Annotated in this window: 9 protein-coding genes; 5 read left to right on the top strand and 4 right to left on the bottom strand. The window is 39.3% G+C overall.

Annotation, left to right across the window (positions count from 1 at the left end):
* Positions 1–43: 43 nt before the first annotated feature.
* From EZJ28_RS13515 to uvrA, 3 genes are all read right to left on the bottom strand, one after another.
* On the bottom strand, positions 44–2,854 hold the full coding sequence (locus EZJ28_RS13515; RefSeq protein WP_242670126.1) for a metalloprotease: 2,811 nt from the start codon (positions 2,852–2,854) through the stop codon (positions 44–46).
* 77 nt (positions 2,855–2,931) lie between these two features.
* Positions 2,932–3,624: a TIGR00730 family Rossman fold protein gene (locus tag EZJ28_RS13510; protein ID WP_394346091.1), complete on the bottom strand. Its 693-nt coding sequence runs from the start codon at positions 3,622–3,624 to the stop codon at positions 2,932–2,934.
* A gap of 10 nt (positions 3,625–3,634) precedes the next feature.
* On the bottom strand, positions 3,635–6,466 hold the full coding sequence (gene uvrA, locus EZJ28_RS13505; protein ID WP_131398772.1) for an excinuclease ABC subunit UvrA: 2,832 nt from the start codon (positions 6,464–6,466) through the stop codon (positions 3,635–3,637).
* 379 nt (positions 6,467–6,845) lie between these two features.
* Here uvrA and EZJ28_RS13500 point away from each other — a divergent pair, with 379 nt between their 5' ends.
* The 5 genes from EZJ28_RS13500 to EZJ28_RS13480 all read left to right on the top strand — a co-directional run bounded on the left by EZJ28_RS13500 (position 6,846) and on the right by EZJ28_RS13480 (position 14,564).
* The gene (locus tag EZJ28_RS13500; protein WP_131398770.1) at positions 6,846–7,853 is read left to right on the top strand and encodes a LuxR C-terminal-related transcriptional regulator; all 1,008 of its coding nucleotides are present in this window, start codon (positions 6,846–6,848) and stop codon (positions 7,851–7,853) included.
* A gap of 527 nt (positions 7,854–8,380) precedes the next feature.
* Positions 8,381–10,093: a hypothetical protein gene (locus tag EZJ28_RS13495; RefSeq protein ID WP_131398768.1), complete on the top strand. Its 1,713-nt coding sequence runs from the start codon at positions 8,381–8,383 to the stop codon at positions 10,091–10,093.
* Positions 10,094–10,168: 75 nt separating this feature from the next.
* Positions 10,169–11,749, top strand: coding sequence for a hypothetical protein (locus EZJ28_RS13490; RefSeq protein WP_131398766.1), 1,581 nt, complete (start codon positions 10,169–10,171; stop codon positions 11,747–11,749).
* A gap of 452 nt (positions 11,750–12,201) precedes the next feature.
* Positions 12,202–13,242 carry a M12 family metallopeptidase gene (locus tag EZJ28_RS13485; protein WP_131398764.1) on the top strand — a complete coding sequence of 347 codons (1,041 nt, stop codon included), beginning with the start codon at positions 12,202–12,204 and terminating at the stop codon, positions 13,240–13,242.
* Between the two features lie 197 nt (positions 13,243–13,439).
* Entirely contained in the window at positions 13,440–14,564 is a 1,125-nt protein-coding gene (locus tag EZJ28_RS13480; RefSeq protein ID WP_131398762.1) for a M12 family metallopeptidase, read from the top strand.
* 54 nt (positions 14,565–14,618) lie between these two features.
* Here the strand turns inward: EZJ28_RS13480 and EZJ28_RS13475 are convergent, their stop codons facing one another.
* The gene (locus EZJ28_RS13475) at positions 14,619–15,212 is read right to left on the bottom strand and encodes an ACP phosphodiesterase (protein WP_131398760.1); all 594 of its coding nucleotides are present in this window, start codon (positions 15,210–15,212) and stop codon (positions 14,619–14,621) included.
* Between the last annotated feature and the right edge of the window lie 70 nt (positions 15,213–15,282).

The following is a 15,282-nucleotide window of genomic DNA, read 5'->3' as shown; positions in this document are numbered from 1 at the left end:
ATGAAATTAAATTATGGACGCTTAAAATAGTTCTTATTCAGAATTAATACCAACGCCTCGTGAACAATCTTATAAGGGTATTAAGATCTAAAGCCACAATAAACCTTATTTTCTGATCATAATCGGGATCATCCAGTTCCCATCCCAGGTTAGAGTATACTGGAAAGAAAAGTTCAAAATAATCCTGCACCAGGCTCACTCTTATTCCCGAATCATAAAGCAATTCGGCATTACTATCCTTGTTCTTCACCATACCTATATCGCCGTAGGCAAAAATCCAGTTCCAGATGTTGGTGCTCGCGTTGAGTGACATTAGCCACTGGTTGGCAAATTCCGGCTCAAGCTGGGATTTAAAGCCGCCTTCTGCCATAATAATTTGCTGGCTGAACAATCCACTGCCCTCACTTCTTCCGTAATATTTATAATCGAAGAGATAATCTGTAGGTCTATCAAGGGCAAAACTGAAATAATCGTTATTCCTCACATCATTATAGAGAAAGGTGCCACCAAAAAAGCGCAGGTTTATCTGGCGATTATTTTTAAACAATTTACGGTATTCAGCACTTACTGACATTTTACTGAACTTATCAGAAAGCTGATAGTCAAGGGAAGTGGTAAAGTGTTTCAGAAAGTTAGGATTGCTGTATGCATAATTTACATTGAATACATTATAATCTGGCTGGGGCAGGGGCACATCAGGACTTTCATCTCTCTGTACATGGACGTTCCTTATTAACAATCGCTGTCGTTCATTACTTCTCAAATATGAATTCCTGAAGCCAAAAGCGAGGTAAGGAGTAAACTTTTCATAAAACAGATCATAACCATAAGAAAACCGGGTTCCGCTTAGTCCATAAGTAATGGCGTATAACTTCTTATTCTCAAACTGATGAGTGTTGAAAAATGAAGCCGAACCCACAATGGTCTTACTATTAAAACCATATTTTGGGGAAATAGCAAAGTTAAAGGTCTTACTAAGCAGGGTTTTATTATATAATTTGGGACCGACCGCTATGCCATCATAAAGGTTATATTCAAACTCTGGCATAAAGAAAACCTGGTGGTACCTGGGGTCCTCAACATCCTGAAGAAGTCTGAATTGTATAGGCTTGTCCAGTAATTTAGTTACTCCGGCATAGTTGTTACGCTGGTTGAATTCGGGAATTTCCTGTTCATAATTAAGTGCCAGCCGCTGAATGCCATCTTTAGGAATAACAACACGTTTGGTATCTTTCACCTGTTCTACCCATGTTTTATAGACCACCTCACCGTCTTTAAGTCCATAAAGGCTAACAGGCATACTATTATTTCTGAGGTTTTTAATGATCACCTTTAAAGAATCTGGAGTTTTTTCCACCTCATTAATTTTAAAGTCGATCTTTTTGTTGGTGCCCACGTATTCGTCGAAGAACCATTGTATATCCTTTTTAGCATTTTTTTGAAGAACAGCGGCAAAATCTTCATCTGTAACCGGTTTCAGTTTATAGGTGGAATAGAATTCGGAAATTGATTCTTTTACCGATTCATCTCCCAGAAAATCCTCCAGATACTTCATCCCGATACCAGCCTTATATGCATTAGCGATATTCTTATTGAATTTTACCAGAGAATCCTGTCGGGTGATAAGTGGCTGATCAAGATTGAGCCTTGCCATGTTCATATAGAGGAACTGATACTGGTCGTTGAACTCGAGATCGGCCGCATGAAACCATCTGAGACCTATAACCTTGCTAAGGTTCCCAATAAGTTTCATTTTTGGATAGTATGTGTCTACATAATCCATCATCAGAGAGATCATCATGGCATCTGTCACCCATTTCTCTGTACGCGGGTTAATGAAAATCGTATTCTGAAGATAATTACGGGTGATGGTCTTAAAAAGCTTTATATCATACTGAAAGCCATCAGGGAAAGGTCTGATGAAGTTAGGTAACTGATTAAGGCCATAGATAGGATTTTTCAGGTAATCCTCCTGTGTGGCAAAGATGTTATAATGCGGATATTCCCCCAGCCGTTGATGAAGAAAGCCCATAATTCGGTCCAGGATTGTTTTTTTAATATCGAATTGAACATCTTCATCTTCAATATTTGTGATCACCTGGTTGGAGTTGGCACTTATAGACTCAAATATATAAGAGCGGGTGAGATACATTTCACTATCTACCCGGTTCTCCCCTCTAAATGTTATAGTTTTAAACCCCTGCCGGGTTTGAGTCTGTAAGAGGTCCAGACCGGCCGCGGCATAGTATTCTGTAGGGATATCAATGGAAATAAAGATATCATAAGGTTTTACGTACTGGAGCCCCAGATCTTTGTGGCTGTATAATTTCCACCCATCGTCCAGGGGAGCCGGCACCATGTACCAGTATCTTAATTTGTAATTTCCCTCGCCATCTATGCCATAGCGCGTAAATTTATCATCGGGAATCTTGAGGTTGTACTTTAAATTCAGTTTTATGGAATCTCCTGGTGCCAGGGGCTCTTCCAGTTCTACCCTTACAATATCGGGAATTTCTCCCGGTCGGTTCCATTTAAGTTCGGCTCCAAAACTGTCTTTTATATAGTCTATTTCAGTATGACCCCGTTCATGTTCTTTCGCAAAATGGAATCGTCTCGCATAATCCTCGGCAAAGCGCTTGGCTAGCTCTGAAGACTTACTGCTAAAAGCATTATTCCAGTCGTTCAGGTATATACTTGTAAGTTCCCGGTTTTCACTATTTTTAAAAGTGATTTCCTGATCTATTTCCAGGCTACGTAAACTGTCGATTAGTCGTGCGTTCACCCTGATGGCATTCTGTGCGGAAAGCCAACCCGAACACGTTAGAATTATCAGGAAGAACCAAAGGTTTTTCAACTAGTAAAAGAATTTAGTGCTATAAGGCATCAGGGCTAAATATAGTCAAAGTTTGATACCTTCAGTAAGGCTCTTAACTAGAAATTAGGACTTAAGTTATATTCATCGTAGAACTTATCCAGAATTTCTATTACTTCATCTTCTGTATCAACCACCTGTACCAGATCTATGTCTCCCTCACTAATATTCTTAAAGGTGTCCAGCAAAGTGCTCTTAATCCAGTCTACCAATCCTCCCCAGAATTCTCTTCCTACAAGGATTATTGGAAATTTATCGATCTTATGGGTCTGTATAAGGGTGATCGCTTCAAAAAGTTCGTCAAGCGTTCCGAAACCCCCGGGCATTACTACGAATCCCTGTGAATATTTTACGAACATTACCTTTCGTACGAAGAAATAATCAAAATCAAGGCTCTTATCATTGTCTATATAGGGATTGTCGTGCTGTTCAAATGGAAGGTCAATGTTAAGACCTACAGATGTTCCGCCGGCAAGATGAGCTCCCTTATTACCGGCCTCCATGATACCGGGTCCGCCTCCTGTAATGACTCCGTAACCATGGTCTACGATCTTTTGGGCAACCTTTTCTGCAAGCTTGTAATATTTCATGTCGGGCTTCGTCCTGGCCGAACCGAAAATGGATACACAGGGGCCTATCTGACTTAATTTTTCGTAGCCATTAACGAATTCTCCCATTATTTTGAATATAGCCCACGAATCGTTGGTTTTTATTTCATTCCAGGCCTTGTTTCTTGTATGTTTTCTTATCATTCTTTATTGATTAGTGTAATTCCTTTTTAAGGAATTGTGCAGTATAACTTTTCTTATTCTTTATGATTTCTTCCGGAGTTCCTTTGGCGACCACCTTTCCTCCGCCTTTTCCTCCTTCGTAACCTATATCTATAATATGGTCAGCCATTTTAATTACGTCCATATTATGCTCGATTATAAGTACGGTATTTCCTTTATTGGTCAATGTATTCAGAACTTCCATCAATACTCTTATATCTTCAAAATGAAGTCCCGTGGTTGGCTCGTCTAAGATATAGAAAGTATTTCCGGTATCTCGTTTTGAAAGTTCGGTAGCCAGTTTTATTCTTTGCGCCTCTCCACCGGAAAGGGTTGTGGACTGTTGTCCAAGGCTTATATAGCCAAGACCTACATCCTGAATTGTCTTAAGCTTTCGGTAGATTTTGGGAATATTCTCAAAAAAGGTCGTGGCTTCATCGATCGTCATCTCCAGAATATCGGCGATGGACTTCCCTTTGTATCTTATTTCAAGGGTTTCCCTATTGAATCTTTTTCCCTGGCAGGTCTCACATTCTACGTATACATCGGGTAAAAAGTTCATCTCTATTACTCTTAATCCACCTCCTTTACAGGTTTCACATCTACCTCCCTTTACATTGAAACTAAAACGCCCTGGTTTATAACCTCTAATCAGTGCTTCCGGAGTCTTCGCGAACAGGCTCCGTATTTCCGAAAATACCCCGGTATAGGTGGCCGGATTGGATCTTGGGGTACGACCAATGGGAGACTGATTGATATCTATCACCTTGTCTATGTGTTCCAGTCCTTTAACGCTCTTATATGGTTTAGGTTTTTTAACTCCGTTAAAGTAATGAGCATTCATAATAGGGTAGAGGGTCTCATTGATGAGAGTGGATTTACCACTTCCCGAAACTCCTGTTACAGCGATCATCTTACCTAACGGAATAGTAATGTTTACATTCTTCAGGTTATTGCCCGTTGCACCTTTGAGTTCTATTTTTTTACCATTTCCCTTTCTTCGCTCTTTAGGAACAGGTATTTCTTTCTTTCCATTCAGATAATAGGCCGTAATGGTGTCGTGTTCCTTTAATTCAGCGGGCGAGCCCTCACTTATTATTTCGCCCCCATGCTTCCCGGCATGTGGCCCGATGTCTATTACATGATCTGCCCTCTCTATCATATCCTTATCATGCTCAACTACAATAACAGTATTCCCAATATCCCGAAGGGACTCAAGGGAATTGATTAACTTCTCATTATCACGTTGATGCAATCCTATGCTGGGTTCATCAAGGATGTACAAAACCCCCACAAGTTGCGAGCCTATCTGGGTGGCTAGTCTTATTCTCTGAGCCTCTCCACCGGAAAGGGATTTGGAGCTACGGTTGAGGTTAAGGTATGTTAGACCTACATCTAGCAAAAACTGAAGGCGGGTCCTGATCTCTTTGACAACCTCTTCGGCTATTCGCAGCTGTTTCTCACTAAGGTGAGTTCCTATGTCTGAAAACCACTTGCTTAGATCAGTAATATCCAGCTGAGAAAGTTCAGCGATATTCTTATCATAAATCCTGAAATAGAGAGCTTCTTTTTTAAGCCTTGAGCCTTCACAATCTGGACAAACCACCTTGTCCATATATTCCTTTGCCCAGCGCCTAAGAGAGGTGGAGTCGTTATTCCTGTATGTGGTTTCAATAAAATTAGCCACACCCTCAAAATCTATTTTATAATCCCTGGTGATCCCTAATGATTTTGATTCCCGGGAAAATCTTTCCTTTCCTCCATGAAGGATCATATCTAGTGCTGGTTCCGGAATATCTTTAATGGGGTCTCCCAGGCTGAATTCAAAGCGTTCTGATATAAGTTCCAGTTGAGAGAATACCCAGTTTTTCTTCTGGGGACCATGGGGTGCCAGGCCGCCATTCTTTATGGATTTTGACCTGTCCGGGATAATTTTGTCTATGTTCACCTGATGCAGAGTGCCAATCCCGTTACACGTGGGGCAGGCTCCTTTTGGTGAATTAAAGGAAAAGCTGTTAGGTTCAGGATTGGGGTAACTTATTCCTGTGGTGGGGCACATCAGATTTCGGCTGAAATATCTAACATTTCCTGTATCCTGTTCAAGGATCATAAGAGTATCATCCCCATGGTACATTGCCGTTTTTATACTTTCTTCCAGTCGTTTGTCAGAATCCGGTTTATCTTCGATCTTTAGCCGGTCTACCACAATTTCAATATCGTGGGTTTTGTACCGGTCCAGTTTCATTCCTTTTTCTATCTCTACGACTTCGCCATTGGTGCGAACCTTTATAAAGCCCTGTTTTGCTATCTGCTCGAACAACTCCCGGTAATGCCCCTTTCGGCTTCTAACCACAGGAGCAAGAATATTTACTTTTTTATCCTTGAAGCTTTCAAGAATAAGCTCCTTTATTTGAGAGTCGGTATAGCTCACCATCTTTTCACCGGTCTTATAGCTATACGCATCAGCAGCTCTTGCAAAGAGAAGTCTTAGAAAATCATAAATTTCGGTAATGGTGCCCACCGTACTGCGCGGATTCTTGCTGGTGGTCTTTTGTTCTATGGCAATAACAGGGGAGAGGCCTTCGATTTTATCTACATCCGGCCTTTCCAGGCTCCCTAGAAACTGTCTTGCATATGCAGAAAATGTTTCAATATATCTACGCTGGCCTTCGGCATAAATAGTATCAAATGCCAGTGATGATTTCCCTGATCCGGAGAGGCCGGTGATCACTACCAGCTTTTCTCGGGGAATATTTACATCTATATTTTTGAGGTTATGGACTCGGGCGCCTAGTACTTCAATTCTGTCTTCAGATTCTGCCATATATTTTTTCAAGAGCGCAAAGTTACTTATTGTATTATAAATTAGAAAGTTTAGGACAATTTGCTGATGTTAAGATAGATGTAAAGTTTAGCGATTTTATGAATCCCAGATTTAGCGCAAATTTAGGAGAAGCATATAAAAGAAAGTTAAGGTAGGCTTTTTAAATCTTAAAACAGAACTTTTGTCAGAGATGTAAGTTGTTTATAGTCAGTATAATACTACTTAAATTTTTACGTAAACTACATGAAATCACCTATATTTGAGTCTCCGAAATACTTTTTTCCCAAATCTTTTTTAATGTTTCGTTAGCATTTTAGATGCCCGACCCCGGCCCCTTTTAAGAGACGAGATTAATCAATCAGAAAATGTGTGATGAAAGATGGAAAAAAGACAACTCTTAATCGTTAGTAGGAATCAGGAATTAATTGACCGATTAGTCGAAAGACTAAGTGTGGATTATGAAATAAGTGTTGAAAGATCAATTCATGTGGCATATAATGTTGCATTAACCTTACTTCCGGAGATCATTTTTTTTGATAAAAATTCATTCGATAAACCCTCAGATTTTAAAAATCTGAAGACTTTTAAATCTACTCATTTTCTAACGCGCAGTTACTTATTAGTTTATGGAAAACCGGAAGAATCTGCAGCTCTTATAAAGAGGTTTAAGGCTATTATTGACGAGTTCATACCCGATACTTTGAGCATTGATGAAGTATCCCGGAAAATAGGGAAAAACAGCAATAATGGTAAAATGAATTACTGGCACGAATGTTTTATGGGACTATTCAATTTAATAGTGAAACCCATAGTACTTCTGCAACAGAATAATATTCTTGCCATGAACGATGCATTTAAAAAGACCTTCAGGATAGAAGAGACCAATGGCTTACACTTAACCGACCTGGTGAATGTGGAAAATAAAGCAAAAGTAAAAACCAGCCTAAGAAATTTTGCCAGGGGTAAACATATGAAGGCCGTTACCACAACCTCTTTACTGGTGCACGAAAATAAACTCAGGAATGCCAAAATAAGTTTTTCCAAACTTAACAGGCATATTAATGATCAGTTTATCATGATAATAGATTTCTCAGGGGAAGAGTATAGCATGGATCAGAATATTGGAAGTCATGCAGAACAGGTTGAGAAGTGCTTTAAGGAAAATAGCGAAATGACAGAATTCAGTTTTACCAAACGGGAAAAAGAGATTATTTCTCTTCTCTGTAAAGGCTATAAAACCAAGGAAATTTCTGAGGCGCTTTTTATTTCGCCTAAAACCATTGAGAAGCACAGATCCAACATTATTAAAAGAACAAATTCTGAAACAATTCTGGAAAGCATTATTTATGCTATTAATCATAATCTGGTAGATTTCCCGGTATCATAATATATTGTTAATTAAGGTTTTAGGGTTAAATGCGGGGGTTTTCCCCTAGCTCGCTCCCAACAGTAGTTTCTTACATTTACATTGAAATATAAAAAAGGAAGCCCCCTCTTCTTCTTATTAAGTTTCCACTTAGGAATCCCCCCAAATCACTACTTCTTACTGACGACAAAATAATTTCCCGCAGGGAGATCTGTATATATATTAACCATTCGAAAATATTATTAACCAATACTAACTAATATGAAAAATTAAAGTCACTCCCACCTGCTTATCTCTTCATTTACCGGCCTTCAAATCGCATAAGATCCGTAACACTTGCTTTTAAGTCAGATGGCTTAAAGTACTGTATATAACCATTCTAAATTTTATTAACCAAAACCGATAATTTATGAAAACATAAAAGTCACTCCCGCCTGCTTATCGTCTGAATCCAAATCTTTTAAAAAGATCTTTTACTATCCTCTTAGCTTCTGAATAAAGAGGACTGTTTATAATTATTAACCATTCTGAATATAAAACTTTCAATTATGAGAAAAATTAAATTTAGCATGAGCGTACTTGCAATCTTTGCATTGCTTTTAACCTCATGTAGCAAGGAGGATTCGGTTTCTCCTGGCGATGATCCTAATGTACAGTCTGTAGACATAACATTTGGAGCGATGCTGAACGATCTTTCAGGTCGTGCGATGGCGACAGCTAATAAGGCACCAGATTTTAGTGATATTCCTACCTGTTCTGATGCCGATCCTGCAGTGGCTCGCATTGGCTTTAGTTATGGAGGTGACTCCTATGAAACTGATGTAGATATTTTAACAGATGGAGAAACATTTTTTACTGCTTATTCTGAAGATCTGAAAATTCCTGTTCCTAATAATGGTGAGGTTAAAGTCACCCTGGACAGTTTCATGGTGTATGATGGTGATCCCGATGGAGGAGGGAATTTGATCTGGGTAGCTCCCAAGGAATCAGATGGTAATTTTGATGGATATGTTGATACTGCTCTTCCATTCGATTTTATGGTTGAGGACGGTACCAAACCTTATATAGACGTGGAAGTACTTTGTTTCGATAGGCGTATGGTCAATGAGTATGGTTATCCGTTCTTCGATCTTATTCCTGGCAAATTATATCCATTATGTTTCTTTGCAAACTACTGTCCAAGTCCGGATGGTCGTCACTATGTAGCCAATTACAGTATTGAGCTTGTTTACTGGGATGGAGAGAATGAAATAGTTCTTTATGATGGTGATACCCCGGAGACTGACAATTCTAATAATTCTGCACATCCATTATGTCTGGTGGTTCCGGAATCTCCATTTGAAGATCCTAATGAAGATTATTTATTCTATGTAATAACTCCACTGGACTGGCCAAATAATTATGGAGATATTGATAATACTCCTATGGCAGCGGTAGGTCTTAACTGGAATGAAGTTGAAGCATTACTAAATGATGATGGAGAAACAAACGAGTATATCCATGTCTTTATAGGCTGTGATGATACACCTCCACCACCAGAGGATTGTCCGATCACTGAAGAAGATACTGATGGTGATTGCGTTCCGGATGATGATGATATATGTCCAGGACATGATGACAATATGGATTCTGATGATGACGGAGTTCCTGATGGATGTGATAACTGTCCATGGGATGCTAATGAAGGTCAAGTGGATTCTGATGGAGATGGTATGGGTGATGAATGTGATACATGTCCATTCGTAGCTCCTGAAAATGATAATGATGGTGATTGTAAGCCTAATGATGATGACCCATGTCCAAATGATGCGGAAGACAATTGCGATGATGTTGAAGAAGGAGCTTGTGGTACAGCATTTATGTTCTCAGAAGACGTAAGGATTAATGAAGTTACAAACTCCAACAGATGGGGTTGGATAGAATACTATGACGAAGATACCAGCATTACAAGGGATATTTATGTGGGTGCAGGTCAAAATGACCTAAATAAAGGAACTCATATAGGTAGTGTAACTATTTCAAGAGATGGTGATAATCTGAATTTTGATTTTGAACTCCTTGGAGATTATGAATTCAGTACTCTGCATATTCATGTAGCCGATACTGAAGAAGAAGCAACCAGTGTTGCTAAGGCACCCGGTAGATATAATCAAAATGGTATTCTAGACGGTCTTGGAGATCAGAGCTTGGATATACTTGATGATTTAGACGACGATTTCTGGATCATTGTTCATGCAGATGCTTGTGATGGTGATGACTAGATCATAAATAAAGCCGACCCGGTTTAGACCGGTCGGCTTTTTATTAACCATTCTAATAAAACCAAAATAGATATTATGAAAAATTTATATAGATATATAGCATATGTCGCAGTTCTGGCAATGCTATTCACCTCTTGTAGTAAAGAGGAAACAGTAATTCCGATGGATGATCCTTCAGTTCAGTCTGTAGATCTAACCTTTGGAGCTGTGTTGAATGATCTTTCTAATCGTGCGATGTCGACAGCTAATAAGGCACCAGATTTCAGTAGTATTCCTACCTGTTCCGGAGCCGATCCAGCAGTGGCCCGTATTGGGTTTAGTTATGGAGGTAACTCCTATGAAACTGATGTTGACATATTATGGGATGAAGATGGATACTTCACTGCTTATTCTGAAGATCTGAAAATTCCTGTTCCTAATAATGATGAGGTTCAAGTCACCCTGGATAGTTTTATGGTGTATGACGGTGATCCCGATGGAGGAGGGAATTTGATCTGGGTGGCGCCAAAGGAATCAGATGGTAATTTTGATGGATATGTTGATACTGCTCTTCCATTCGATTTTATGGTTGAGGACGGTACCAAACCTTATATAGACGTTGAAGTACTTTGTTTCGACAGGCGTATGGTAAATGAATACGGATATGTATTCTTTGATATACTACCCGAGGAGATCTATCCTTTCTGTCTGTTTGTGAACTATTGTGATGAATTTGGAAGACACTTCGTAGCTAATTATAGTGTGGATCTGTATTTCGGAACAGATGATACAGGAATCCAGTTATACGATAACTGGTCGCTAGATGATGTAGTTGATGCAGGTTATGGAGTTTACGAAAGTGGCGCTTATTATTCAGATCCATTATGTATGGTAGTACCAGGACCTCCAGCAAATCTTCCTGCAAACGAGCCATATTTATATCTTGTTATCCATCCTAATGACTGGGAAGGTAACTATGGTGATATTGACAACCTACCTACTGAGGGTATTCCAATAAGCTGGGATATGGTAAGCGGTTATCTAAATGATGATGGCGAAACTAATGAGTATCATCATGTACTTATAGGAGAATGTGAAGGAGCCATTGGAAGCGGTGACGGCGGCGGAAATGGAGGAAACGGCGGTTCAGAATGTGATCCATCAGATCCTGCAGCCGATTGTGATAATGATGGAGTTCCTAATGGACAGGATAACTGTCTGGACGAAACTTCGACTCCAGAAAACGATCTTGATAGAGATGGATGTATAGATGAAGTTACTGAACCTGTTGCATGTGATCTAACAATACCTGATCCTGATTCTTCAGCATTATGTTTTAGAGGAGTTACGCCGGGAGATGATACAATCGACTATGCGAATAACGGAGAATTCCTTTTAGTAGAATCTGCAGATAACGCGGAACCAATTCCATTATTCGAGGATGCAGGTACTGAATATGGACCTTCAGGTGGTCTTTTTACTCCATCAATTAGTGGCACAAGCTTCAGTTTTACTATAACTCCTAATGAGGGTTATGAAATTACTGATTATCTAGTGGAAATTAAAGATGAGGCTAATGGTGATGTAAGTTGTGTAACAACAGGTACTAGTGTAGATGGATCTTTCGAATATCCAATCTATATTAGGGTGAGTACTAATATATGTCCAACTGATTAATGACGGTATTAACCCGAGTGAATTATTTGACCGGGGGGTGACTAATTTGCGGGTTAATTTACTCATTCTCTTAGGAGAGTGTTGTAAGGCTGTCCGGAAGCTTTTCCGGACAGCTTTTTTATTTGTTAAAATTTAAAAACTTGTATGGATTAAATAAAAAATTATATGTTAGTATCTGTGCATCAGTGATATACATGTACGGAAGTTCTTACTAAAATTTTGGAAAGCATTGTGAAATAAGGAGCTTCCAGATGTTCTGAAAAAATGATTTAAATAAAGAGTTAAGATCCCAAATCTAATTTGCTAACACCAAATTCAATTCTTTGTAAGAATTTGATTGTTAAAAAATTAACTCAATTTTAAGTTAATGTTTTTGGAACGGACTTTGTAAATCACTGACGGAAAACAAAAAAGAATTTAAAATTTTTAAACAAAAAATTAAAAACCTACTTATGAAAAGATTGAAGTTGATCTTCTTGTTGCCGGTTTTGGCATTTATGGCATGTAGTGAAGATGAGATGACAGAACAAACCGAAACCGTAACGCAGCCCCAAACTGCTAATTTTAATGACGAGATTACCGAAGTTGCCTTCCCTGAAGAATACGGGAAAGTTTCAGATGTTTATTATACCGGAATGAAGCTCCCGGTAGAAAACGTAAATGGAAAACTTGTTTACCAGGGTGATATCATTATTCCACGTGATAAAGCCTCTAAAAGTCCTGTTAAACTGGTTTATGAAAAGGGAGAAACCCCACAGGAAAAGAGTGTGGGACGTACTTCGCACTATTGGACAGATAATACTGTTTATTATGAGGTAGACGGAAGTCTTCCCAATACAGATCGTGTTTATGACGCGATAAGTCACTGGGAAGCTAATACGAACATAGAATTCGTTAAACGTTCAGGACAGTCCAATTATGTATACTTCACTCCCGGATCCGGGTGTTCGTCCTACGTTGGAATGGTAGGAGGAAAGCAGAATATTACCCTTGCAGATGCCTGCTCCACGGGGAACACTATCCATGAAATAGGTCACGCTATAGGCCTTTGGCATGAGCAAAGCCGCGTAGACAGAGATAATCACATAACTATACACTGGGATAACATTAAGAGCGGCCGTGAGTATAATTTTCAGACTTATCAAGAAGGTGGATATGACGGAGATGAATTCACTACCAACCTGGATTTTGGCTCAATCATGATGTACAGTCCTTATGCTTTTTCAAGCAATGGTCAACCAACTATTACAAAGAAAGATGGTTCTACTTACAGTGTCCAGAGAAGCGCTTTGTCCAGTGGAGATATTGAAGGAGCAAATTCCATGTATCCAACTTCCTCGGGAGGTTCTACCGAAACTTCATATATCAATGGAGAATATTATACAATAGCCGGACTTACTGTTCTTAGATCCTGGGGACTTTGGTATTATAACTCTCCATCAATGGGTTGGAGAGAGGTTGAGCTTGTTAATGGCTACTGGAGTTACGCATAAATTGTGTAAACAAAAAGTTAATGCCACAGATGTGTGGATTAAATGCACAGTTAAAATTTTAAGAAGGCCTTTTCCGAAAGAACGGCCTAATAGATAAAAAGCATAAATAACCGATAAAAAACAATTTAATTTAGCGCAGGGAAATATAGAACCCAATCCTATATAAGATCTGCCATGTAAAACTAAAATACCTACTTATGAAAAAACTAAAATTTCTTTTAGCATTCCCATTATTGGCCTTTTTCGCCTGTAGTGATGATCCTGCCTCTGATGAGTTAACAGAGGAAACCAGCAGTAAATCTGCATTTGTGGATGATATTACCGAAGTGGCCTTTCCTGAGGAATTTGGCCGGGTAGCAGATGTGTACTTTGGAGGAAGAAAACTTCCTGTTGAAGAACTGAATGGTAAATATGTGTATCAGGGTGATATATTTCTTCCTGAAAACGCTACCTCTAAAACACCTGTGGATTTGATACTGGAGGCTGGTGAAGAGCCTTCTGCAACCGATAAGAGTACCGGGCGTACTGAATTCCTTTGGCCTGATAACACGGTTTATTATGATATAGACCCTGCATTGCCAAATCAGCAGCGAGTAACAGACGCGATAAACCACTGGGAAGCAAATACCGCGGTGAAGTTCGTAAAACGTTCTTCAGAAACTAATTATGTTTACTTTACTCCGGGATCAGGTTGTTCATCTTATGTAGGTATGGTAGGAGGAAGACAACCTATTACGCTTGCCGATGCCTGTTCTACAGGTAATACGATCCATGAAATAGGACATGCCGTTGGATTATGGCATGAACAAAGCCGTGCCGATCGTGACCTTACCATTACTATTCACTGGAATAATATCTACTCAGGAAGAGAACATAACTTTTATACCTATGAGGAAGCCGGATGGGACGGAGCCGATTATTCGGAAGGTCTGGATCTGGGTTCTATAATGATGTATAGTTCTTATTCTTTTTCAGCTACCGGTTCTCCAACAATTACAAAGAAAGATGGTTCTACCTTTTCGGTACAACGTTCACAGCTTTCAGCTGGAGATCTTGAAGGAATTGGAGTGATGTACCCAGGCGCAACTGGTACAGAAGAAACTACTGAAACAGGTGGGACAACAGAACCAGATACTGGTGGTACAACCGAGCCTGAAACAGGAGGAGGAACTACAGAACCAGAACCTGAATATATCAATGGTGAATATTACACCATCGAAGGAGTCACTGTTCTTAGAAAAGACGACACCTGGTGGGTTCAGAAGGGGAAAAACTGGAAAGAAGTTGAATTGATTGATGGAAGATGGAGATTTGTTAAATAATCCCATCGTTTATTTGAATTAGATAAAAGAGCCCTGGTAAAAAACCGGGGCTTTTTAATTATTATCCAGCTCAGCTCTCTTGTTGTTGCAAAATTCAATAAGCTCGGCAAAAAAGCTTTTAAATTCCTGTTGGAATTCCAAATAATATGTTTGCAGTTCTTCGGTTGCTCGATCCATACCCGATTTTCTTCCCGTTCTGTTATTCATACCCCTTAGAATTTTTTCAATACCCTCCACTTCCGCATAGCTCAAAAGCCAGTTATCAGTGATCATATACGGCATAAAGCTTTTTACTCTCAGGGGGAGTATCTCCATATTTTCTTGCAGTAAGCTGTAAAAATTAAGTGTAAATTCTTCCAGAGGAATATCAGAATAGTCTTTCCAGTTAGCAGCCAGGAAATGGTCGTAGAATATATCTACAATAATTCCGCTATAATGTCCATAAATAGGGAAAAGTCTTTGAGTACTCAGTTTAACCGTTTCGTGAGTATCGGTAAAATAATCTATGGCGCGATGAAGTAGTATTCCATTTTTGATCTGCTCGGGATATTTAAGGTATTTTTTTCCTTTAATCGAATCTGCCATGAAGTTCCCGATCATCAGTTGTTCATTATCGCCGGAGAGATAGATATGTGCAAGGAAGTTCATTCTGTGAAGATACAAATTAAAGCACAGGAGGGTTAATTTTTGTTAAGTTTTGGCCAGTAGGAAGGCAGCC

Source organism: Gramella sp. KN1008 (assembly GCF_004332155.1).
Lineage (GTDB): Bacteria > Bacteroidota > Bacteroidia > Flavobacteriales > Flavobacteriaceae > Christiangramia.
This window is presented reverse-complemented; position numbering and strand designations above follow the sequence as displayed.